This is a genomic window from Peribacillus sp. V2I11, from assembly GCF_030817135.1.
GTDB classification, from domain to species: domain Bacteria; phylum Bacillota; class Bacilli; order Bacillales; family DSM-1321; genus Peribacillus; species Peribacillus simplex.
Map to the genome: position 1 here is coordinate 1578719 of NZ_JAUSYW010000001.1, position 25217 is coordinate 1603935.

The following is a 25217-nucleotide window of genomic DNA, read 5'->3' on the forward strand; positions in this document are numbered from 1 at the left end:
TCACCAACTGATCCTTGGCCATTTAAATGGGCTTCATTTAGAAAACGAATGGTATTCCAACATCGATTACCCAACGAGGGTTTTTCATAATACGTTCAATTCCGAAACCAATTCGCGCCCTCATCCATATGCACGAAGGGAATTTCCGTATCAATGACACCTTTGATTCGGTCTAACTCAACATCTTCCCCTTCGAGCCATTTCGCAAAATCTATTGAAGTCGGCTCCTGGTTCCCTCCCAATGCAATCCAAGCTTTCATCTCCTTAGGTAAATAAGCGGATGTATGGATCGTTCCCGCCCAACTGCTATATAAACCCGAGAAGACTCCTTGGTTGGTATCATTAAATAATCTATAGGCATCGTAGGCAGATGAAAGTCTCCCTTCATGATCTTGTATGATCTCCAATCGGCGTTTCGAATCGATAAGATGGTTACGGTTTTCATTTTTCATGATTTCAAAGTGATTGGTACAGGCATTTGAGGTGCGCACCTCTACATTTCTCGGGGAGGTTTCCACAATAAAGGTACTTCCGCTTTTATCATAGACGACGTAAGTGAAAGAATGACGATGCGGGATTTCCTTCAGCATCGCTACCGCTTCCTGAACGTTCGCACAAGATTCAACAATCAGTCTGCCAATCATGCAACAAATGAAACCATCACCAGGGTTCTTGCGATTCATGAAGTTATAGCCTATCACCAACCCTTTTTCGTTCATTCCATCCATCCTGCCAGTCCCTCGCTGGCTAGGGCCGATGCTTGAATATCCTTGATCGGTTGGCTGGAATAAGACATAGCGTCCTTCATAGGTCTTTGGGTGGTAATCATAATTGCGAATGAGATAATCATCGCCTGTCATGATGGAGCATCCCGACCGGACATAATCCAATCGGTATCCACCGAACTCTTGCAGCACTCGGTCGATTGGCCATTTCAGCGCTTCTTGCAACCCCAGTAATTCTTCCCAAACTCCAGGGGCGAATTGTGTAATTGCTGTCTTGACCTCTTCTTCATCAACCTTAAACCGAGGCTGCCTGATCTGCCACTGATCTTCACGATTTTTTACCGTTAGTGAATCTTTTAATTCCTCCCCTTGCATGTATCCAAACTCATAATGTGTACCCCGAAATTGTATGACATCACTATATATTTCCTTCACCGCTTATCCCTCATTTACAGTAGTTGCTCTTCAAATTAAGAATACTTGAAGTATTGTTGAAAATAAAGAAGATAAGCCTTATATTTTTCCATGTCATTAGTTCAGATTTCAAGAAGAACCATATAGGACTGCTGGAATTATGGCATTCAATTTCAGAATAATGATATTAGGTGTTAGATAAGATGGTTTGCCTAGAATTTGATTTACCTTAAAAAATGAAAATAGCCCCTCTCAATTAAGAGAAGGACTTTTTCTATCAGAATTTCGTGTGAAATTAATGTATTAAGCTCAATACTTATTGTCTTTTAGAATTATTCTGTAATGAATTTCAAAAATTTCTCATTGTACTTCTTTATATCAACTACATCAAAGCCCACAAATTCCTTGATAATCATTGTCCGCGAAACAAAAGTCCATTCCTTTAAAGCTAAACTTACTTTTAATATCTTTTTCCGATAAGCGGAATGAAAATTTCTCTCCATTTTTCTTATATTTTCCTGCGTCCAGCAATTTTAGACAACTTTGACGTTATTGAGCCAAAGAACTCTATCCCTACTATCCTACCATCTTCATCAATATCTAACCCTAAATATTCATTTACTTCTAATTCAATAGTAGACACTATCATATACTTTACTGATGAGGGTAAAGTATATAAATATGCTAACTTTGCTTCTTTAATCATATGTAATCCTTGATTTCATTTTATCCCTACTTTCATCTTGATTTAGTTTTGCTGTTTTATAAGTAGTGGTAAATAACCTCCCTTTGTTACTGAACTAAATACTTGTGCTGCGAAGTTCCTCATTCGTACAAACGTTCAGTTAGATGCCATATTGATTTTAGAGGCTTTATAGCCTTTAAATAAAAAAAAAAACTTTAAACAAGATATTGAGAGTGAATGGGATAAAGTAGAAAACCTTCAAAACGAGGTAGAGTTTGTGAGTGTTACGCCTCCTCATCTTATGTATTACCATTTTTAGGAGTATCTATAATATGTGGAATTTTAATATTATCGTATGAAAAGTTAATGAACTCCCTCAGTTTAATAGATAATGCTCACGAATACTCGCTTATTCGCAGGATTTCAAACCACATGGTATAGGTTGCTTTAGATGAATGAAAGAGATAGGACCGTTTTGATAAGATGAGGGCAGATTGAAATAGGGGATCTGTTGAAAATCCCATATTATTACATATGCTGCACGCATTCTCCACGCTGCCCCTGGAGGCTTTCCCTCCCATGTCTCAACGGGTCATAATCCTATGCCCTTTCATTCCTTCGTCATGCCTATCCAAGGGGTGGAGGCCGGTTTTGCTAACGGAACGGGTCATTGCCCTTTTGTTCATTACATCCAGTACTTCGTGCTTTCTTTGAAATCCTACGAATAAGCCAACTTTCGTTAAATAACCATGTGAATGTAAATTTACGCTGCTAGTTGTTCATGAGGGAAGACCATTTCCGGTTTATAGGCAGAGCCATTACGAGTAATCCCTACTAGGACACGGGCGAGTTTTCCACAGAGTTTCATGATGGATTTCATTTTCTTCATCTTCTTGACTTTAACATTATTCGAGTGTAGGGCTTTAAACTCAGGGTTATTCATCACCAGACTCATGGTCGCAAGGAAGAGGTAACGCCGCAGGCGTGATCTTCCACGTTTGGAAAGAACAATTTGGCCTTTCCACTTCCCAGAGCTTGCCTCAGCCAGATGCAATCCTGCATGACGAAGGAGTGAATTCCCGTGAGCGAACCCACTCAGATCTCCAGCTTCTCCTAAGATGCCTGCCAGTGAAATCTCGCTGATTCCTTTAATGTCAAGTATTTGCTTAACGAATGGAATCTGTTCCAAGACATTTGTAACTTCTTGCGTTACTCTTTCGAGTTGGGATGAAGCGAGATCATATTCCTCTAATAACTGTCCCAAGTGAAGTTTATACGCATCAAGGGCTTGTTTCGTACCAATTGAACGCTTGGCCAATACAAGCAGGGAACGGGCTTTTTTATGCCCGGAATGTCGTTTCATACATGACTTCCAACCGGTTACGATACTTGAGGCTGTAAGGAACATAATTCAGCTGGGGTAGGAAAGAGGCGTAGGGTTGCGATTGCCCCTTTACATGATACGTCTTTAAACACTTGTCGGAGCTCGGGAAAGACAACATCCACCCAGCGATTAATTTGGTTGATGGAGCTAACAAGACGCTTAACGATCACATCTCGGTTAGCCATAAGGACACGAAGTTTTTCAAATGATTCTGAAGTGGAACGAACGAAGGCATAGTAGCCATTCTTCACCATGTCAGCGATGACAAGGGCATCTTTTTTATCACTTTTGGATTGCGTATTATCACGATTTTCTTTGTTTCTTTTGACATGGTGAGGATTGACGGTGACGACATCCATGTTTTGTTTGACTAGCCACTTCGAAAGGTTTATCCAATAATGTCCGGTAGGTTCCATTCCGACTATCGTTGTGTCTAGGTTTTTCATGTGTTTTAGTTCCTGGATCCAGTTTAGTAATCGAGTAAAACCCTCTTCGTTATTTTCAAAAGACAAGGGTTTCCCGACCACAATGCCCCGAAAGTTTACAGCACGGGCCACGTGTACGTGTTGGGCAATATCCACACCAACAACTAGATGTTGATCCGTAATTCTCTCAATTAGTTGATTTTGTTTGTTTTGCATTTTAAAATTCATAGTAGGGCTTCCTCCTTAAGACTTTGAGTTAGATTGGTCTCTATACTCGTATCTTACTGAGGGGCTCTATTTTTTTCAAACCTGATATTTAACGACCTACAGGAATGCTAACTGGTGTGTTAGAGCCATAAGAAGGTCGCCAGTAGGATTTAACTATTTGTGTCCAAACATTGACTCAAATCCAAAATGCTAGTATGTTATTTAAGGAATTAACAAAATTATTTGTTTTTAAAATTTAATATTATTGGAAATAGGTGCATGATAGAAGCTTTACATAGCTTTTATCGGCTTAAAAGGGAAGTTCGGTTATGCCGACACGGACCCGCCACTGTGTTGGGTATCAGTATGGTATACTGATTCCTTTCAGAAAAAACCACTGGGAGAAACCCGGGGAGGACTGAAAGGCATACCCTTAGTCAGGAGACCTGCCTATTTAAACATCGCTGTTAGACCTACGGGATTTTAGGGAGGTGGTTAGTATGCAGATAACCAAATGTCTGAACCAATATCTTATTGTTGATATTACTGTTTAGGCGATTCCTACATTTATCATAAAAAGCATTTCTGACCTCTAATTTAGTCAGAAGTGCTTTTTTTCATTTTAATAAAAAGTATTGGAGGATATAAAAATGATGAATAAAAGACAGTACAAATCCTTTTCAATTTTTGGGGGTGTTCTCTTTTGGATTGTTATTCTCTTAGCTGGCTGTGCAGAAGTGAAAAACCATAACGCTGGATCTATAAATGAAGATGTGGATAAAAAAGCAACTCTTGCCTTTCCATGGAGTCCATCAAATCTAGACCCACATGGCAATGATAACTGGGAGGTAATGCGTTCTGGTACAGCAGAAACATTAGTTAAATTAAATGAAGAATTGGAACCAACCCCTTGGCTGGCTAAAGGATGGAAGCAAGAAAATGAATTGACATGGATATTTGAATTGGAGAGTAATGTACGCTTCCATAACGGCAAAAAAATGGATGCTGCTAGTGTTAAAGAATCGTTACTAAGGTCTCTGCAGAAGAATCAAAGAACCAAGGATTTATTACAAGTAGAATCAATTGAAGTACTTACACAAAATGAATTGAAAATTGTAACCAAGCAACCGAATGCAGCATTAATTTCACATTTGGCTGATCCATCTACCATCATTGTTGATGTGACTTCTATTGAAGGTAAGGATAACTACCCTGCACTTACTGGACCGTTTACATTTAAAAAGTTTAATAAAGGTGAGTCCCTTGTTGTACAGAGATATAAAGATTATTGGGGAAAACAAGCATTATTATCGGAAATAACAATCAAATTTATACCAGATGGAAATACGAGGTTAATGGCATTACAATCCGGGGATGTTGACGCCGCAACAGATATTTCAATCGATAGTATTCCATTATTGGAACAAGATAAAGAAATTGATGTGTTAACTGCTCCATCTCTTCGAACTCACATGCTTATGTTTAATATGAAATCACCCCTACTTAAAGAATTGGCGAACAGAAAAGTTATTAATATGTCTATTCCGCGTGGTGATATTGTCAGTTCAGTAATGAATGAGCAAGGAGAGGAAGCAAATGGTCCATTCCCAGCTATTTTGCCATTCGCCAAAGTGGAGGAAATGAAGGAAAATCAAACTATTGATCAATTGATAAAACAAGAAGATTGGAAGAAAAATAAAGATGGAATATTAGAGAGACAGGGAAAACCATTCGAAGTTAAGATGTTAACCTTTCCGCAACGACCGGAATTATCAGTAATGGCAGAAACTATCCAAAATGAATTATTAAAAATAGGAATAAAAGTAAATATTCAGCAGGTTGAAAATATCGATGATGCGTTAGCTAATGATAGTTGGGATTTATCTATGTACAGTATGCTAACGGCACATACTGGTGAACCTCAATACTTTTTGAATATATTCTACAAATCCACTAGTGAATCTAATGTTAGTCATTACGCTTCATCTTCTCTTGATAGTTTAATTGATCAATTAAATAAAACAACTGATTCAAAAACACGTAACCAATTGGCTATACATATACAAGAGATCATTATAAAGGATATCCCGCAGTCCTTCATTGTTAATCCGAAAACAGTATTTGGTGTTAGGAATGGAGTCAAAGGATTTTCGCCTAGCCCGATTGAGTATTACTATATTCATTCACAAATAGATATAAATGGGTGAGAAGTGGATGATTCGCTTTTTCTTACAATGTATCTTTCAAATGATCCTTGTTATATTTTTAGTATCAACACTTACTTTTTTACTGTTGAGGTTATCTCCGGGAGATCCAGCCTATATTTTACTGACCGTAAATGATGTTCCAGCTTCTGATGTAGCATTGAGCTCTTTACGGAAAGAACTTGGATTGACGGAATCGTTATGGAGTCAATACGTACAGTGGATATCAAATGCTTTTTCCTGGCAGTGGGGGACATCTTATGTTTCTAAAGAACCTGTATTAGAAGAATTATTCAAAAGGATACCAGCAACTATAGAGCTAGCATTTGCTGGTTTATTGGTTATGATGTCTATCACAATCATTATCGGCATTTCGACTGCCATTTATTCGCATGGTTGGCTGGATCGCATGAGCAGGCTTATGGCACTTTTAGGATCTTCCATTCCTTCCTTCTGGCTAGGATTCTTATTCATTTATTTCTTTTCTGTCCAATATGGATGGCTTCCTTCTACTGGACGCAGTACTTTGAAACATCTTGTTTTACCGGCTCTTACTCTTGGCCTGGGAATGGGTACTGTTTACGCACGTGTATTACGTACAAATATGCTTGAAATGATGAATCAAAATTTCGTGAAAGCAGCAAAAGCAAGGGGCTTGTCGATAAGGCGAATTTTAGTATTTCAAATTCTTAAACACGCTTTCTTACCTATCGTGACTATGTTAGGGACAAGCTTTGCGTATATGTTAGGTGGAAGTATTATTGTAGAGTCTATCTTTTCTTGGCCAGGTTTAGGCAGTTATATTGTTGAAGCTATTAATAAGCGAGATTATCCAGTCATTCAAGGTTATGTTATTTTTGCCTCTTTTTTATTTGTATCAATTCACATTGTTGTCGATGTTATTTATGTATGGCTAGATCCACGATTAAGAGTTCGTTAGGAGGAAAAACCTGTAATGAAAAATGTCCTACATTCATTAAATAGAGGAGTAATCGTAGGGGCTAGCTTACTTGCTATTATTTTCTTAATTGGGCTTCTTGCACCATGGGTTTCTCCTCACAATCCTTTAGATATTAATCTTTCAAATAGACTATCATCTCCTAGTTGGGAATATCCATTTGGAACTGATCATTTAGGACGTTGTGTATTATCACGTATTTTTTTCGGGATACGGATAAGTGTTGTATCTGCATTTGGGATAATGATCTTTACTTTGATAATTAGTCTTCCTATTGGATTATTAACTGGATATTTACGAGGGAGGACGGACCATACCTTTATGCGTGTGATTGACGGTACACTTGCGATACCAGACTTTGTACTTACCATTACTATTGTTGGTGTGTTAGGTCCTGGGTTCGTAAATTTAATTATCGCAATTACAATGGTTCGTTGGGCGAATTATGTTCGTCTAATTCGAAGTCTAGTTATTAAAGTTTGCGAAGAAGACTACCTACTGTCAGCTCGAATGTCCGGGAATTCACATCTTCGTATTTTAAAGCGTTATGTACTCCCTGAAATCATTTCGTCTTTAGTTGTTTTTGGGGCACTGGATATGGGGAAAATCGTCCTTTTAATTGCAGGACTCTCTTTTTTAGGATTGGGTGTACAACCTCCATCACCAGAATGGGGAGTTATGCTTCATGATGCAACCTCCTATTTTCAAATTGCCCCCCATGTTATGATATTTCCTGGTTTGGCAATCTTGTTCTTTGTTACAGCTTGCCAACTAATCAGTGATCGATTTAACAAGACTACTATTTCTAAAGAGGTGTAATATGACTACAAACATAAAACCCTTATTGAGTGTAGAACACTTAGAGATCTCTTTTCAGGATGCAGGGAATTTTCAACCGATTGTTCATGATGTATCATTTCAAATATATCCGGGTGAAATTGTTGCACTTACTGGTCCAAGCGGGTGTGGTAAAAGTTTGACTGCACATTCCATTGTTGGATTATTAGAATCGGGATGTAAGGTAACGAACGGTCAAATTTACTACAAGGATAAAAATATAATTGATTATGATCTAAAGAACTGGCAAACTCTTCGTCGGGATGAAATTGCCTTACTAATACAGGATTCATTAAATGGGTTGAACCCAATACTCACTGTAAAGAAGCAGATGGCTGAAACATTGAAACAAAAGAAAAAATGGCCAAAAAAAGACATGAATATTTATTTGCATTCTCTTTTAAATCAAGTTGGCTTTACCGACTCAGATTATATTTTATCCTCGTACCCTTTTGAATTAAGTGGAGGAATGCGTCAGCGGATTTTATTGGCTATGATGTTAAGCTTAAGTCCAAAGATATTTATTGCTGATGAACCAACGACTGCTCTAGATATAATAAATAGAGAAAAGGTATTAACTTTACTTAAGGAGTTGCGACAGAAATTTGAGATATCGGTATTGCTTATTTCTCATGATAATGAAAGTATAAATAAGTTTGCAGATCGTGTTATTCAGATGGATCAAGGAGGAATCCTTATATGATACTGCTTGAATTACATAATGTTACAAAAGAATATCCTTTGAGAACGAGAAGAAAATCATTATTTAAACCAAACCTACATTTTCAAGCTGTCAAACAAGTTAATCTAACCTTAAAAAAAGGAGAAAGTCTAGGTTTAGTTGGTGAAAGTGGTAGCGGAAAAAGTACACTAGCGAAATTGATTATGAGAATAGATCCATTAACATCCGGACAAATTTTATTAAACGGTCAATCAATTAATGGAGACCAAATGGATGATTTAGAGATTTATAAACGAATGCAATTAGTCTTACAGGATTCATCATCTTCTTTACATCCCAAAATGCGCGTGAAGGAAATCCTCGAAGAGCCAATTCGTAATTATTTCCCCAATGAAAAAAATGCATGGGAAGCAACGTGCTTAAAATTACTGAAGTGGGTGGGTCTTGATTCTTCTTTTTTATCAAGATATTCCTATCAATTAAGTGGTGGGCAGAAACAGCGTGTTTGCATAGCAAAAGCCTTAGCTGTTAAGCCGGAAATTATTATATTTGATGAATCAATAGCCAGCTTAGATGAACCATCTCAATCATCAATAATAAATATGTTAAAACGTATTCAAAAAAAAGAGCAATTATCCTTTTTATTTATCACCCATGACCTCAAATCTACTCGTCATTTATGTGATCGTGTTACTATCATGTATCAAGGAGAACTTGTAGAAACGTTTAGATGGGACTTTCAACAACTAAATCATCCCTATTCGCGCTTACTATTCCAAAATATTGATTAATTATAAATTTGTTGATATTTAGTACTATCAACATACTAGTACAGTAAATATTAGTAAAAAAATATCAAGTGACATTTTTGCTCATTAAGACGAAGGTTTTTGGTGTTCTCTTAATAAAATTGAATAATAAAACGTAACTTATTACTATGGTTATGCCCTACTGCTAAAGTTATTATAATTAGGGTATTTCATTAAACTAAATAGGTGGATGAATCATTCATGAAATTGAAAAAAGCACTTGTATCTATAGTAACTGCCATTTTACTAGTAACTACAAATTTTGTCGGTGTTGGTGGTCTAAATGATAATAAAGCAGACGCAGCTGGCTTATCGTTGAAAAAAAGGTTATTTCGCGATTTATGTATACTCCCAAACAGACAAAACATTCTCTAAAGGAAATACCATGTCAGGTTGGGTATCTTCAGATAGTAAAGCTTCAGGATACTACACACTAACTGTTCAAATATATACATCTAGCGGATGGAAAAACGTTAAAAGTATTTCAGCTAAGAGAATTGGTACAACTGATTTTGATATTTATGTAAGTAAAAGTACTACATACAGATTTAAATTAACTAACACTGGTTCAAAAACTCGTGTAACTATGATCTTTACTGGATGCCAAATTAAAAAAGCTACATACCTAACAAGCTACTGAGCTACTGAATTTTTTCAGTAACTTTAAATTGTGCTTAAACATCGTTCGTGATTAATCAAAAGACATACAATTTTGGTTATCCGGAGATTTACGTTCCCTGCACGTTGAACATTTAACAACAAAATGAGCCACTACTCAATACGAGTAAGGGCTCTTGATTATGCAGCAAACAATTCAAAGTAGCTTTTCCCGGCTTCTTATCAGCAGTTATCTTTTTAACTTTCTGGAATTAAAATAATGGCGGCCAGTCGCTTTACCAAAGTCCGTATCAAGTGTTCCTGTATTAAATCCTTCGGTGTAAAGTATAGCCTGTATGATCCGTGTCATAATGCCGGGTTTGCTCCTTTTCTTACAGTAACCATGGCTGTCCTTAGTTTAAACTCCTCATTTTCCACCACAACTTACTTTTTATTACACTATAAACCAAATGACAAAATACACTGGCCAAGTAATAAGGTTACTGCTTATTGAACTTGATATTTAATCATAGTGAAAATAAATAAGATAAGCCTTTAAATTTTTGAAACAACTCACCACCCCGTACCTCCCTCATAATCTGTAACTAGGCATATTTATGAGGGGGACGGATCATGGAGATGGAATTAACGGCACTCCATTGGATTTATGTTGTATTCATTGCATTGATAATCGGGTTTATGGTAAAACGTCGTGATACTACCCTCATCTGCATAATTGGTATTTTCCTTTTGGCTTTAGTGGCTACAGGCAGTTTAGCTTCTTCCATAAGCGGGATATTCAACAGCTTCATTTTTGCAATCACGGAATTGATGTCCACAATATTAATCATTTCCATCATCGTTGCCATGAGCACGGTTTTAACGAAGTCCGGCATTAATGATGTCATGATTGCACCGTTTGCGAAATTCATTAAGAATCCTACACTTGCCTTTTGGGTAATTGGAATCCTCATGATGATGATATCCTGGTTCTTCTGGCCATCACCTGCCGTTGCCTTACTTGGGGCAGTCCTGCTCCCCGTTGCCTTACGGGCTGGTTTACCTGCCCTCGGCGTGGCTATGGCGATGAACCTTTTTGGTCACGGAATAGCATTATCAGGGGATTTCATCATTCAGGCTGCCCCTAAGCTAACGGGTGATGCGGCTTCCATACCAGTCGGTGATGTCATCACTGCAAGCATCCCCCTTGTCATTACAATGGGGGTCGTCACCACACTCTCCGCCTTTATCCTTTTAAAGCGGGATATGAAGCTTGGAAGAATCAAGGCGGCGGATAATGAGGGAATCGTCCAAGATCAAACAATCAGTGAAGCTCTGCTCACACTGGGGCAAAAAAAGTTTTTTGCCGTTTTCATTCCGATCGCCTTTCTGTTGGATGTTGTGGCATTGTCGATTTTGAAGTTGCAAGGCGGAGATGCAACAGCATTGGTTGGCGGTACAGCCGTTTTCATTTTGCTGATTTTATCCCTTGTCGCACATAAACAGCAAGGACTTGAAAAATCAACGGCCTATTTGATTCAAGGTTTTCAATTTGGCTTCAAAGTATTCGGACCCGTCATTCCGATCGCTGCATTCTTCTATTTAGGTGATTCTGGATTCAATCAGATCATCGGTGACTACTTACCAAAAACGTCACTCGGCATCGTCAATGACCTCGGTGCCGCCTTAGCGGCCTCCGTTCCTTTAACGAAAGAAATAGCTGCCGTCACATTAACCGGTATCGGTGCCATCACTGGCTTGGATGGATCGGGCTTCTCAGGCATTTCTTTAGCGGGATCTGTCGCCAAACTTTTTGGCACGGCAATCGGAAGCGGAACCGCCACCTTGACCGCACTCGGGCAAATAACTGCGATTTGGGTTGGGGGAGGTACCCTGATTCCATGGGCATTGATACCAGCCGCTGCCATATGTAACGTCAGTCCCTTTGAACTTGCCCGCCGGAATCTGCTTCCGGTAACCATTGGTTTGGCAGTGACTACGATAGTCGCGATGTTTCTCATTTAATCGATCTGTATCGATGTTTGTCGACTCTAAAGCAAGGAACTGTATCTCAATTTCCATTCCCATATTTAAAAGGAGGTTCGGTTAGTGTCACCCCGAACCGTGAAAAAGACTTGGTTATCCTTCATGTTTTTTACTTTTTTATAATGATGAACCCTCATTGATTGAAGAAATTTGCGACACTCCTGCCGTACAACTGTCTAGCCGAGACCCCGGAGACGTTTGCGGCGATAAGGCTTGGCAGACAGACGGCGGAATGGAAGTGGATTTCTGAAATCAACTGGAACTTTCTTAATTTGTCTACAGTGTAAAAGGACTGAATAAAATGAACTGCACCCCAATTGTTAGACAACATCTAACAATTGGAGGTGCAGTTTTTTTGACTAAATATACGATAGACGAAAAATCAAATGCAGTTTTAGAGTACTTAGAAGGGAAAAAATCCTATAAATCCATTGCTCAAGAAAGAAATGTAGGTTTATCCCCTCTGAAAAGATGGGTCGCTCGCTATCTAAAACATGGGATGGAAGGACTTGTTTCATCCTATACAAATTACACTTTGCCCTTTAAACTAGAAGTACTTAAATATTTGAACGAATATGGGGCATCGATCAACGAGACCGCTGTACACTATAACCTTCCTTCCGATTCTACACTTTTGAATTGGGCAAATCAGTTTAAGGAAGGAGGTATAGACGCCCTTAAACCAAAGAAAAAGGGGCGTCTATCCATGAAAAAAGAAACTAAGAAAAAATCGCCAGCTAATGGCTCTCAAGAAGCACTTCTTGCCGAATTAGAATACTTACGTGCAGAGAATGCCTATCTAAAAAAGTTGAATGCCTTAGTTCAAGAAAAGGAAGCCTTACAAAGAAAGAAAAAGCGAAAGTAGTCCATGAACTAAGGAAACAATTTGATTTAAATCTGCTTCTATCCATTTCTAAAATGGCACGGAGTACGTACTATTATTGGGTTAACGCCTTCGGGCGTGAGGATAAAAAATACACAGAAATTAAATCCCTTATCAAAGAGATATTCCATACGCATAAAGGGCGTTATGGGTATCGGCGTATCACCCTAGAATTACGTAACCGAGGTGCTCGCATCAATCATAAAACAGTTCTCCGATTGATGAATGAACTAGGATTGAAGTCATTAGTTCGCATGAAGAAATACCGTTCGTACAAAGGGAACATCGGCAAGATTGCGCCCAACATTCTAGCACGTGATTTCAAGGCGGCAAAGTCCAATGAAAAATGGGTGACAGACGTCACAGAATTCCATCTAGCTGGGGAGAAACTATACTTATCGGCCATTCTAGACCTGTTTAATGGAGAAATCATCGCCCATAATATCGAATCTCGTCCTGTTTATCCGCTCGTTTCCAAAATGCTGGATAAAGCCTTTGATCGCTTGGAATCGAAAGATTCACCCATTCTCCATTCAGATCAGGGCTGGCATTATCAGATGAAACAATACTCGCATGATTTGAAAAAACATAACATTACACAAAGCATGTCCCGCAAAGGAAATTGTCTCGATAATGCGGTCATTGAAAACTTCTTTGGCTTATTAAAATCCGAATTACTCTATCTTCAAGAATTTGAAAGCATGGAGCATTTCAAACAAGAACTAGAAGAATATATCCATTACTATAATCATCAAAGAATCAAGGTAAAATTAAAAGGCATGAGCCCGGTAGATTACCGGGTTCATGCCCTCAAGGCTGCCTAAGTAAATAAAGTGTCTAACTTTTTGGGTTCACTTCAAAAATCAGTCCTTTTTTAGATGAAGATCGGGTTTCAAGCTTATCCAAGCTTGCATTGATAAACTCACATTATATTAAATTATTTTGACTTCTGAAATTAATTGGCGGAGCAAATTTCGGTTGTGTTCAAGACATCCCGAAAACTTAAATCAGAACTTCACAACGACTGTTGAGTAAATACTCTTGAATGATTTTTAAAACGCTATCCTCGTTTTTCTTTATATAAAAATGATCACCCTTTAATATATGCAATCCTTCAATATGTTCAATGTATTCATTCCAGCTTTCGATACTTTCCTTCGTCACCGTATCGTCCGATCCCAATAGCAAAACGGCTTTATTTCCCACCTTTTTCTCGCGTTTTTTTTCATGGTGATAGTTGGCTAATACTTTCAAGTCCGACTGGATTATCGGCAGGAATATATTCATGAAATCTTCCGTTTCTAGGAGTTCCTTGTTTGTTCCCCCGATTTTTTCAAGCGATTGTTTTAAATGTTTCGCATTAGAACAATCGATTTGATCCACTTTATAATCTAGAGACGATTTACTTGAAATGAATATATGTTCTACTTTATTACCATATCTCTCTTCTAATTTTGCCGCAATTTCATAGGCTACGATCGCACCCATGCTATGTCCAAACAAAGAGATGTTTTCCAGTGAATTCATTTGATGTTTCGTTTCCATTTCTTCCAATAATAAATCCGTCAAATCCGTCATATGGTCACACAATGGTTCACTATATTTACTGCCATGTCCAGGGTATTCCAGCGGGACTACCTCTATCACATCATTATCAAATTTCCATTCTCTATAAAAAGATGCACTTCCCCCGGCATAAGGGAAACAAAAAAGTGTTTTCTTCAGTCCTTTCATCCCCCTTCTCCACGATCAATTATTTCAACATGTACTTCATGAAGCTTTCAACATACCTTGAATCAATTTCCGGCATTTTCATTGATAGCAATTCTAATTCCTTCTTGGTTTTGGATTGCAGGATTTCCGACTCTTTTAATTTTGTTGATTCATCAATTAACTGGGACAAAGCACTTAATGAATGAATCTCGTTAGATTGAGTCTTTTCTTTTAAAGAATGTAACCATTCTTCCAAATCCATATTGGAGTAAGGTATTTCATTTTTTTCGAAGAAAGAGGTCACGAATTCACTTGAAACTCTCTGATCATTGAACATATGATAGATCCCGACCTTCTGATTCTCATTCAATCTTGATATTTTGTAAATGAACTCACTTACAAAATCGACTGGCATCAATTCAAAATGAATTTCCTCTTTAAATGGCAATATCCTTTGTTCAATAAATGATTCAAAAACCTTGTACAACATATCCTTCTCGTTCCAAACCCCGGTTGAATTAGATGAAATCCTGCCTAATCGGAAAATATCGATTGTCAGTCCATATTCCCTTGCTTGAAGAAGTAATTTCTCGGCAACCCATTTGGACTGGCTGTACCCGATCATTAAATCGGGGGAGTAAACCAATTCGTCTTCCTCGTCCCATTTCCTTTCGCCGGTCAAGACAGAAAGTGTCGATGCATAATAAATGTTTTTCCGAGTGTGTGATGAAGCAAACTTAATGACCTCCACTACACCATCCACATTCGAAACCTTTGATTTGCTATACGGCTCGAAGAAATTCGTTTCGGCACCGACATGATATACATGTGAAACATCATTGCTTAATTTCTCATATGTCGTATCATCCAAACCGAATTGATGTTTACTAAGATCCCCTTCAATTACAACGATTCGACTTACGAAATCATCCTCCCAAAGACCATATTTCATTAATGTATCTTTCAATCTATTTCTTGAAGGAAATCTAACCAAACAATAGATTTTGATATCTTCCATTTCCAGTAACAATTTGTTTAATAGATGTGCTCCTAAAAACCCTGTTCCACCTGTAATCATCATATTTTTTTCAATTTGAACTGGCTTAGTGCATATTTCCCTTATTTTCTCCATCAACGCTCGATCGAGCATGGAATCCTTCTCCATCACTGCTTCCATGCTGCCAGATGAATCGGCTTCAAGTGCCTCAACAAATTTATTGACTGTGTTATTTTCCAATAATATTTGTAAAGTGGCTTCAGGAAGTACTGTTTCCTTCATTACATAGACCAGTTTTGTAGCTAAAATGGAATGGCCCCCATTTTCAAAGAAGTTATCGTCCAATCCTAGACTTTGATTTCCTAATACATTTCTCCAAATCTCCAATACTTCTTTTTTCTTTCCACTTTCTTGATTGGCTAAGGAAGTTTTATTTTGCATGATATTGATTTCCAATAATTTCTCTTTATCCACTTTACCGTTGGCATTAAGCGGGAAATCATCCACTCTGACAAAAAAATGTGGAATCATATAATTCGGCAATTCATTGCTCAGATAATCTTTAATATCCTTTTCAGCGTTTTCCGCTTTTTCATCTTTATGTTTGTAATAAGCGATAACATAATTCTCATCATTGATGTTTTTAACAGCAACTACTGAACTTTCAACCTTCATGTATTTATCAAGCTTGTCTTGAATTTCATTCAGTTCAATTCTAAAACCGCGAATTTTCACTTGACTGTCTTTTCGACCTTTGTACAGGATCTCACCAATGTGTAACCGGATGCCATGATCACCTGTTTTATACCACTTCGTCTGATTCAGATCATCCATGATCAAAGCTTGTTCCGTTAATTGCGGCTGATTCAAATAGCCTCTCATGACCCCTTGTCCGCCAATGTAGATCTCGCCTATTTCCCCATCTGCTACCTCGACTTGTCCTTCAGATAGAATCCTGATTTCTACATTGCTCAAAGGCTTACCAATGGGAATAACATCTGCATCTTTGTCTTCGACCTCATGACAAATGGCAAAAGTCGTGCATTCAGTTGGCCCATACCCGTTAATTAAGGAAAATTGACCGATTGTTTGCTTCAATCTTCTCACATGGGAAACCGAGATTTTATCTCCGCCAACCACGATTTTCTTTAATCCCTCAAAAATGAATGGATCCTCATCAACCATTGCATTGAAAAGACCTGTCGTAAAAAAAGCTACATCCACCTTTCCAATGGATATCGCTTCTTTCCAATCATCAAAAGAAGTGAACTCATTCGACATCAAGAATAAAGTTGCACCATTCAATAAAGCTCCCCATATCTCGAAAGTTGCGGCGTCAAAGCATGGGTTGGAAAATTGAGCCACTCTATTATTTTCGTTTATTTCAAGTATTTCAGAGTTCAATACTAAATTGACTACACTCTTATGCTCTATCATTACGCCTTTGGGCTCTCCGGTCGTTCCTGATGTATAGATAACATACGCGAGACCATCCCCAATAGAACGGTTAACGGGAATGTGCCCTTCCTTGCTTAGTTCATTCATCTCAAATCGAATTGGTTCAATATCCAATTCACTGAGCTTCCCTTCTTGGCCATTAAACGATAAGAAGAATTTCATATCCGTATCTGCAAGTATATATTCCAATCTTTTTAAGGGGTACTTTTCGTCGATTGGAACATAGCAACAGCCTGACTTTATTATGGCAAGCATTCCTATGATCAGTTCAATGGACCTTGTGCTTGGGATCCCGATCATTGTTTCTTCTTGAATCCCTAAATCAATGATCCTTTTGGCAAGTTTATCTGAAAGAACATCTAATTCTTTATAAGTAATTTGCCTTTCATTTTCATAAAGTGCCGATTTTGACTGATTATCTTCCACGATTTTTTTAAAAGCTTCAGTTATTGACATCAATTTATTCGTCGTCATCGATTTACTTATCATCGGGCCCCAACTTTCAAGTGATTTATTAATTTACTAATAGATAGTAATGTTTCATCTTCTGTTAGTTTTAAGAATATTTCTTGCATGGAATCCATAAAACTTAAAATTTCATTTTCATCAAATTTACTATCTTTATAAATGATTTTATAATGCAGCTTGGATTGCACTACAGCCGCAGAGAACGTAAGATCAAAATTGGTCGATTCACTTCCAACTGAATTTTCGATCATGATTCGCGAATCCTCTGCCAGTTCCGTGCTCGGATAATTTTCGAATACAAATATATGTTGGAATAATTCCTTATCCCATGGAATTTCAGCGTATCGCTTTATATCCGTAAGTGAACTGAACTCATACTCTCTCATTTGTAATTGCTTGTTTTGAATGGCAGTGAGATAGGATTGTAAATCATCAGCCCAATCGATTTTCAAATAGAATGGTAGAGTATTGATCAATAAGCCTACAGCTGATTCAATATGCGGAATGCTGAGGTTCCTTCCTGAACTTGTCACCCCATAGCATACTGAGTCGCTTTCACTAAGGTAGGATAGAACAATGCTCCAAACTCCTTGAACTACAGTATTAATTGTCTTTCTATGCCGCTTGGATAATTCTATTAATCTTTCGGTAAGCCCTTCAGATAAGCTATATTCAATAACTTTATCCGATGTAAAAACTTCCTTATCCGTTTTCTTGCTCACTAGTGCTTTTACTTGTTCGAAATCCCTCAATTCTTTATTCCAAAAAGCTGCTTCATCCTGTTTATTAATATTCCTGATATGATTCATGACTTGTTTATAAGCATACTTATGTTCATCACTGTCTTTTGCCGTATTGGATGGGTTTCGATAATTATCCAAAAAATGATTGATGACAATTTGCAGGCTCCAGCCATCTATTAAAGCATGATGATGTGTCCATATGAATTTATAGCGATGATCAGATAGCTGGATCAAGGAGATGTTCATGAGCGGACCATTCTCTAAATCCGTTTGTCTGCTTCTGTTATGCTCCAATAGACTTTCTATCTTGGATTCTGCCTCTTCTACACTAAACATCGTTAGATCCACATGATTAAACAGATAATAAATGTCATTGAGTATGATTTGATAACGGTCCCCCAATTGATTGCGCCTGAAAACCGATCTTAGAACGTCGTATTTTCTACAGGTTTCATTCCAGGCCTCTTCTAATTTAACCAAATCCAAATCACCTATTAAATCAATGGATAGCTGTGAAATATATTCAGGACTTTGAGTTACTTCACTATGGAATAACATCCCCTCTTGAAGTGATGTCACTGGGTAAATCTCTTCAATGTTATTAAACTTATTAATGAAATGGTTGATCGTACTTCCATCGACTATTTTCTCAGCTTCAAAATCCGTTTCGACAATGGAGGCATTCAAATCTGCACTTCCACTTAAAATTTTGTTTAAGTGCACTTCCACTTCTTTACATATCATTTGGAAGTTTTCATTGTTGCTATCGCCAATTATATTCAGCATGAGTCTATCATTTACGATGCTGGCGACAAAATTGAGTTTATATGGAAATTTATAGTTCAAATCGATATTGCTGCTATTGGTTTGTTCCATATCACCAGTGTTATTAAACTGACCAAGATAGTTGTAACTCACAAGGCTATCTGGATAGTTGTAATCCCGAGTGGAAATATACTTTAGGATTCCATAGTCAACCCCTTTGTTTGGCACACTTCTTAATATGTTCTTTGTATTTCTTAAGGTTGAGCCCAAAGACGCCATTCCTTTAATCCTTACTGGATAAATGGAGGTGAACCATCCTACCGTCCTCGATAAATCAATATCATCCTCAATATCCTCTCTGCCATGTCCTTCTAAATCAAGCCAAAATTCATTGATTCCCATTCGATTGGAAAATGCATGTGCAATAACGGATAATAAAACTTCATCAATCGTCGTTTTATGTTTTCTTAATGTGTTTTTAATGAGGTTTTGTGTTTGGGCCTCATCCACCTGTATTTTGTACATGTTTTCAAAATCACACGTTTCTCCTAAGCTTTCCGTCGGCGGAGAAACTGGAATACTCATTTCCTTTTCCCAATATTGAACGGCCTCTTCCGGTAGGTCAGTGTTCTGGTATTCATTTAGTTTCTCGGACCATTGTTTATAAGAAGTCGATTTTAAAGGCAGTGATGGTTCTTGTTCATTCTTTATCTGTTGATAGCATCTTTCGAAATGTTCAAGAAGTATCCTCCACGAAACACCATCAACCACAAGGTGATGAATCACCCAAAAAATCCTTACCTCCCTTTGATGCCTGAATAGAAGGAACTTCATCATGGGGCCTTTGTGTATGTTTAAACTTTGTTGGGCATTTTCTTCTAGCTCCTTAATTACTTTCAGACTCTTTTCGTCTTTAAAACTTGAAACATGATACTCATAAAAACCGCATGCCGTATCAGCATTTGAAATATTGCCAATATATGAATCACCATGTTTTTCAAATAATGTCCCTAATACGTCGTGCTGATCAATTAATTTCATGATGATTTTTTTATATTGTTCAGTCGCCAACGTATTATCCTTCCTTAAAACGACTGACTGATTCCAATGATGGATATTCTCATGATTTTCATTAAAAAACCAAGATTGAATAGGCGTCAACGGTACATAACCTGATATTTTCTCTTGATCCACTTGTTTTTGCTCCAGCTCATTTACAATATTCCCTAGCTCACGGACTGTTTGGTATTCAAATAAATCTTTAGGGGTTATAAATAAATCTTTTTCTTTTGCAGCAGAGCATATTTGAATACTGATGATTGAATCACCGCCACATTCAAAAAAGTTATCTTCCGGTCCTATAGTGGGATCATTTAAAACATTTCTCCATATTGTCAAAAGCTCTGTTTCAGTTTTGGACAATTCTTGCACATCCAGCACTTTTTCCTTCCTCTCGTCCATCTGGTCCGTCCAATTCGGAAGGGATTTCCGATCAACTTTTCCATTCGGCGTCAAAGGAAATTTATCCAGTTGCATAAAATGAGCAGGAATCATGAAAGCGGGCAGTGTTTCTTTCAATCGTCTTCTGATTGAATCTATCGAAACCTCTTCATTCACCGTATAATAAGCAATTAGCCTTTTATTCCCAAGTCCTTCTTCCATTACCGTTACATAACTATCCTTGATTTCTGCTATTTTCCGTAATGAAACATTAACCTCCGATAGTTCAACACGGTATCCTCTTATTTTCACTTGATCATCCGCTCGGCCTGTATAAACTAATTCCCCAGCTTTGTTATGCTTAACTAAATCCCCAGTTCTATATACTTTTTCGGTAGGGTTGAATGGATTGGATATGAATCTTTCATTTGTCATGCTCTCATTATTCAAATATCCCCTCGCTAACCCAATTCCTCCAACGTAAAGTTCACCAACCGACCCTGCGGGCACTAGATGCCGGTTTTCATCCAACACAAGTACAACCGTGTTAGTCAGAGGCTTCCCAATCGAAACAACGAATTCATCTGTAACATCCTCATTCGGGGGAAACATTTTAAAACTTGTACATACCGAATATTCCGTAGGCCCGTAGCCATTGAAAAACGATATATGCTTAAACTTTGATACGAGCTCAACTGGGCATTCAGAACCTGCAGATCCCAACACTTTAATCGTGCTCAATTCATTGATTGGCAGTTCCTTCAACACAGCAGGCGGTAAAATGATATGAGAAATTCCTTCTCGCTTAATTTGTTCAACAAGTTTGCCCATGTCAAATTGATTTTCTTTATCTACACTTATATGCAGCTCGGCACCGAATAATAGTGTGCTGAAAATCTCTATGACGGATGAATCAAAATTAAACGTAGCGAATTGCAGCACTTTAGCTGATGTATCCAAACACATCATTTTATTTTGGTTATAAACTAGGTTAATGATTCCTCTATGTTCTAACATGACCCCTTTTGGCCTGCCTGTCGTTCCCGAAGTATAAATGACATATGCTAAGTCTCGTTGATCCGCAATGAGAAGATTCGCTTCCATTAACAAATCCGATTCTTTTTCAATATCTTCAAAATATATTATTTTGGATGAGTCGATCAACCCATTCTTTCCGAGTTCTTTGTGACTCAAGCAATAGGAAATGGACGAATCTTCAACCATGTAGCTTAATCGCTCATGAGGATAATGAGGATCCAATGGAACATACGCAGCACCAGCTTTAATTACTGCCAACATCCCTGTTACCATATCAATTGATCGATTGACGTAAATTCCGATTCTTTCTTCTTTAGAAATCCCTTTGCTTAGTAAATAGTGTGAAAGTCGATTGCTCTTATCATTCAATTCACGATATGTAATGGTTCTGGAACCATCAACAATGGCTATCTTATCAGGAAATCGCTCAACAATTTTATGGAAGGCTTCTGGGATTGTGTCATTGATCCCTTCAAAACGAATGGTTTCTCCCTGCCATTCTTCCAATAATACTTTCTCCTGCTTCTTACTCACGACGGATACCTTGTCAATCGACCGTTCAGGCTGATAGGTAATTTTCCTAATCCACTCTAAGAAATTCTCAGCTAATATTTGAATGGTTTGTTCATTGAAGATCCCTGAATTATACTCAAAAGCGAATAAAAGCCTATCTTCATATTCTTCTGCAGCTAAACTCAAATCGAATTTTGCTACCTTTGATTTGATTACTTCAGGCGTTATCTTTATGTATTCACTTTCAAATGCAGCTTTGGCATTATTTTGTAAGATGAAGACGGTTTGAAATAAAGAAGTGCTTGCTAAATTTCTTTCAGGGTTAATGACTTCAACAATTTTCTCCAATGTCATTTGTTGATGATCGTAGATGTCGATGATTTGGTTTGTATTTCTTTGAAGAATCTCTTCAAATGTTTCCTCAAGTCCCAGCTTTAATCTAAAGGGTAGTGTATTGACAAAATAACCTATCGATTTTTCTGTTCCTTCAATCATTCTATTAGCCAAAGGACTTCCAACGATGATATCGTTTTGACCTGTATATTTTGCTAGAAAGGACTGGTACATCGTTAGAAGTGTCATGAATAATGTCGAGTTTTTTTCAAGGGACATCCGCTTTAAACCCTGGAGCTCTTCACTTGTTAGTTCCACTATAAAACTACTGCCTTCGTTGTGATTTTCTTTTGTACGTATCGTATCTAAAGGAAGCTCCAATTTAGGTAATTCCCCAGATAAGCTTGTTTTCCAAAATAGTGATTCTTCTTTAATGTTATTTTCCAACCAGCTTTTCTGCTCAAAGGCAAAATCCTTATATTGTTTAAAGTCGTTTCCAAGGATAAGTTCCTTTTCATTCACTTCACTGTCATAAAAAGATAACCATTCATCTAAAAATACACTCACTGACCATCCGTCAAAAACGAAATGGTGGAGATTCACAAATAAAACAGACTCTTTTTCACTTAATTTAACTAGTTTCACTGTCATGAGTGGACCTTTTTCAATTTCCAAGATTTCCGATTGGACATCGTCTTCGATTTGCAGCATACGAGTCGTTTGCTGTTCGGTCTTTAACACAGAGAGGTCAATTTCACCTATTTTAATGCACAAATCTTCCCGGATTTCCTGATAGCCTTTACCGGATTTTTCACGGACGGTGGTCCTTAAAATCTCATGTCTATTAACGACATGATTTAGGGCTTTTTCCAGTATGGAAGTATCCACTGTACCAGTAATTTTATATTTCTGAGGGATATTATAATTGGTTGTCTCGCCATTGAGTTTTTCGTTAAACCACAAAGCCTCTTGGTTACTGGATAGAACGTGATTTTTTTGTTGCACTTCTATGTGCCCAATGTCATGATTTGAAATTTCATTAATGATGAAGGCCGTCAACGAATCGATTGTTGAATTTTGAAAAATATTTTTCAAAGTTAGAATTTGATTGTATTCCTTGTTTAATTTTGTCAATAACTTCATGGCTAAAATCGAGTGTCCGCCCATTTCAAAAAAATCGGCATCTTTATCGATTTCACTTATTGATAAGACTTCCAAAAATGTCTTTTCCACAAAAGATGATACTACCTGCGTTTCATTTCTCGGAAGTGTAACCATTTCCGGAAAGACCTTATGACTTAGCATTTTCAATGTAGGATTTTCAAACAAATCAGCTAATATCATATTCGCTTCAAGCCTTTTATTTATTTTAGACACCAATTTCATGGCTGTTATCGAATGCCCGCCCAATTGAAAGAAATCAGAATCCTCATTAATCTCCCTGTTCAAGAAAAACTCTTGCCATATTTCTTTAAGTCCTTGATTAACCGATGTGGATGTGATCGAATGGTTACTTGTTGCTTGATCGTCTTTACTCACATTATTTTTCATTTTTGAAAAATCAACATCCACATATATTTCATCAATTTGCTGAGCTTTAGTAATTTGATGGGCAATCTGCATGAAGGCTGATTGGATATCATTTACTAGTGAACGCTCTAAGAAACAGGGATTAAAATACAATTTGCAATTAATCGTTTCTTTATTATCCTGGGCCTGTAATGATAACGGAAAGCTATGCGATTCTTTTCCGCCTTCGACCTCCCAGTTAATGCTAAAGCCTTCATCTTTCGCTTCCGGATAATTTTCATAAACAAATAAAGTTTCGAAAATCGGATCTTCCTTCTTTAATTTCGTATGCCTTTTGATATCCACTAAAGAAATTTGGGAGTAATCCAGCATATTGTTTAATGTTTCCTGGAACCGTTTCAGTAAATCAGTAACGCTGTCTGTTTCGTTTATTTCAGCTATCATAGGAATCGTATTAATGAGCAGCCCAACAATTTCCTCCGATTTGAATAAATTATTCGACCTGCCAGAGCTCACAATTCCAAAGACTATTCGATTTCGATTGGACATTTCCTTTAGGACGATTGACCAAATTAACTGCAATAATACATTAATCGTTACATGGTTTATAGCGGCAAATTCTCTTAAAAGCTTACTCTGTTTTTTATCCAGCTCCCAAAATAGATCATTTTCCTGCTGGTTTCCATTCACATGTTTCATGACGGGAAATGTTATCGTCGGCTGTTCAATACCATTTGCCAGCTCTTTCCAAAAACGATTTTGATCTTCCGCATCGGTTTTATTCATATACCGGATAAAATCTCCATATTGCTTTGGCTTTTCAATAAGTCCTTTGGAGTCTTTTCCTACAATTCGGCTGTAAATAACAAAGAGTTCGTCGATGACTATGCTGGTGCTCCAGCCATCCAAAATTATATGGTGATGAGTCCAAATCAAGATAAACTGATTTTCTTCAACTTTCACTAACTGGAGTTTCATCAAATTAGAGTTATTTACATCCATCTCCTGGGATTCGGAAGTCACTCTCTGAATTTCATTTAATTGTTCATGTTCACTTAACCCTGTCATATCAGTTATTTCTGGTTGATAATCCATTGTATTGAATACAACTTGAACATTATTTTCTATTTTTTTAGAGATGACCTTCATTCTTAATGCTTCATGACGTTCCACTACCTGACTCCATGCCTGGAACAATGCATTCACTTCAAGAGCGCCCGTTATCCTGATTCGCATTTGAGAAATGTAAAGGTTCTTTGCTGTATTGTTCATTTCCAGTTCATAAAGGATTCCTTCTTGAAGCGGAGTTAATGAGTAGATATTCTGAATAGATTTCTCCAATTTTGCGCCTCCCGATTCCATT

Annotated in this window: 13 protein-coding genes, 1 pseudogene and 1 riboswitch; of the genes and pseudogenes, 8 read left to right on the forward strand and 6 right to left on the reverse strand. The window is 37.5% G+C overall.

All coding sequences use genetic code 11. The features are described from left to right. Positions 1–95 precede the first annotated feature (95 nt). From QFZ73_RS07690 to QFZ73_RS07700, 3 genes and pseudogenes are all read right to left on the reverse strand, one after another. Positions 96–1160, reverse strand: coding sequence for a C45 family autoproteolytic acyltransferase/hydrolase (locus QFZ73_RS07690; protein WP_307264891.1), 1065 nt, complete (start codon positions 1158–1160; stop codon positions 96–98). Between the two features lie 487 nt (positions 1161–1647). Further along, a complete protein-coding gene (locus QFZ73_RS07695; protein ID WP_307264894.1) occupies positions 1648–1845 on the reverse strand; it encodes a DUF2283 domain-containing protein in 198 nt (65 codons plus the stop codon). 742 nt (positions 1846–2587) lie between these two features. Beyond that, positions 2588–3861 (reverse strand): annotated as a pseudogene (locus tag QFZ73_RS07700) (IS110 family RNA-guided transposase). Between the two features lie 235 nt (positions 3862–4096). Further along, positions 4097–4308, forward strand: a riboswitch (cobalamin riboswitch). 182 nt (positions 4309–4490) lie between these two features. On the opposite strand from QFZ73_RS07700, the gene QFZ73_RS07705 reads away from it, so the two are divergent. The 8 genes from QFZ73_RS07705 to QFZ73_RS07740 all read left to right on the forward strand — a co-directional run bounded on the left by QFZ73_RS07705 (position 4491) and on the right by QFZ73_RS07740 (position 13680). Next, complete coding sequence (locus QFZ73_RS07705) at positions 4491–6047, forward strand: ABC transporter substrate-binding protein (RefSeq protein WP_251435616.1); 1557 nt, start codon at positions 4491–4493, stop codon at positions 6045–6047. 7 nt (positions 6048–6054) lie between these two features. Beyond that, positions 6055–6984: a nickel ABC transporter permease gene (gene nikB, locus QFZ73_RS07710; RefSeq protein WP_251435614.1), complete on the forward strand. Its 930-nt coding sequence runs from the start codon at positions 6055–6057 to the stop codon at positions 6982–6984. 15 nt (positions 6985–6999) lie between these two features. Further along, the gene (gene nikC, locus QFZ73_RS07715; RefSeq protein ID WP_251435611.1) at positions 7000–7821 is read left to right on the forward strand and encodes a nickel transporter permease; all 822 of its coding nucleotides are present in this window, start codon (positions 7000–7002) and stop codon (positions 7819–7821) included. Position 7822: 1 nt separating this feature from the next. After that, positions 7823–8542, forward strand: coding sequence for an ATP-binding cassette domain-containing protein (locus tag QFZ73_RS07720; protein WP_307264905.1), 720 nt, complete (start codon positions 7823–7825; stop codon positions 8540–8542). Then, positions 8542–9312, forward strand: coding sequence for an ABC transporter ATP-binding protein (locus QFZ73_RS07725; RefSeq protein ID WP_251435665.1), 771 nt, complete (start codon positions 8542–8544; stop codon positions 9310–9312). The genes QFZ73_RS07720 and QFZ73_RS07725 overlap by 1 nt, the downstream gene beginning before the upstream one ends. Positions 9313–9531: 219 nt before the next feature. Further along, entirely contained in the window at positions 9532–9705 is a 174-nt protein-coding gene (locus QFZ73_RS07730; protein WP_251435605.1) for a hypothetical protein, read from the forward strand. Between the two features lie 855 nt (positions 9706–10560). Further along, positions 10561–11952, forward strand: a complete 1392-nt coding sequence (locus QFZ73_RS07735) for a hypothetical protein (protein ID WP_251435603.1) — start codon at positions 10561–10563, stop codon at positions 11950–11952. Between the two features lie 376 nt (positions 11953–12328). Further along, a protein-coding gene (locus QFZ73_RS07740; RefSeq protein WP_307264911.1) for an IS3 family transposase occupies positions 12329–13680 on the forward strand; the annotation gives its coding sequence in 2 pieces (ribosomal slippage) (positions 12329–12773 and positions 12773–13680; 1353 coding nt in all). Between the two features lie 178 nt (positions 13681–13858). Here the strand turns inward: QFZ73_RS07740 and QFZ73_RS07745 are convergent. From QFZ73_RS07745 to QFZ73_RS07755, 3 genes are read right to left on the reverse strand one after another with little or no spacing between them, the layout of a single operon-like run. Continuing rightward, complete coding sequence (locus QFZ73_RS07745; protein ID WP_307264914.1) at positions 13859–14590, reverse strand: thioesterase II family protein; 732 nt, start codon at positions 14588–14590, stop codon at positions 13859–13861. Positions 14591–14609: 19 nt separating this feature from the next. Then, entirely contained in the window at positions 14610–17513 is a 2904-nt protein-coding gene (locus tag QFZ73_RS07750) for a non-ribosomal peptide synthetase (RefSeq protein WP_307264917.1), read from the reverse strand. Further along, positions 17510–25195, reverse strand: coding sequence for a non-ribosomal peptide synthetase (locus QFZ73_RS07755; RefSeq protein ID WP_307264920.1), 7686 nt, complete (start codon positions 25193–25195; stop codon positions 17510–17512). The genes QFZ73_RS07750 and QFZ73_RS07755 overlap by 4 nt, the downstream gene beginning before the upstream one ends. Positions 25196–25217: the final 22 nt, after the last annotated feature.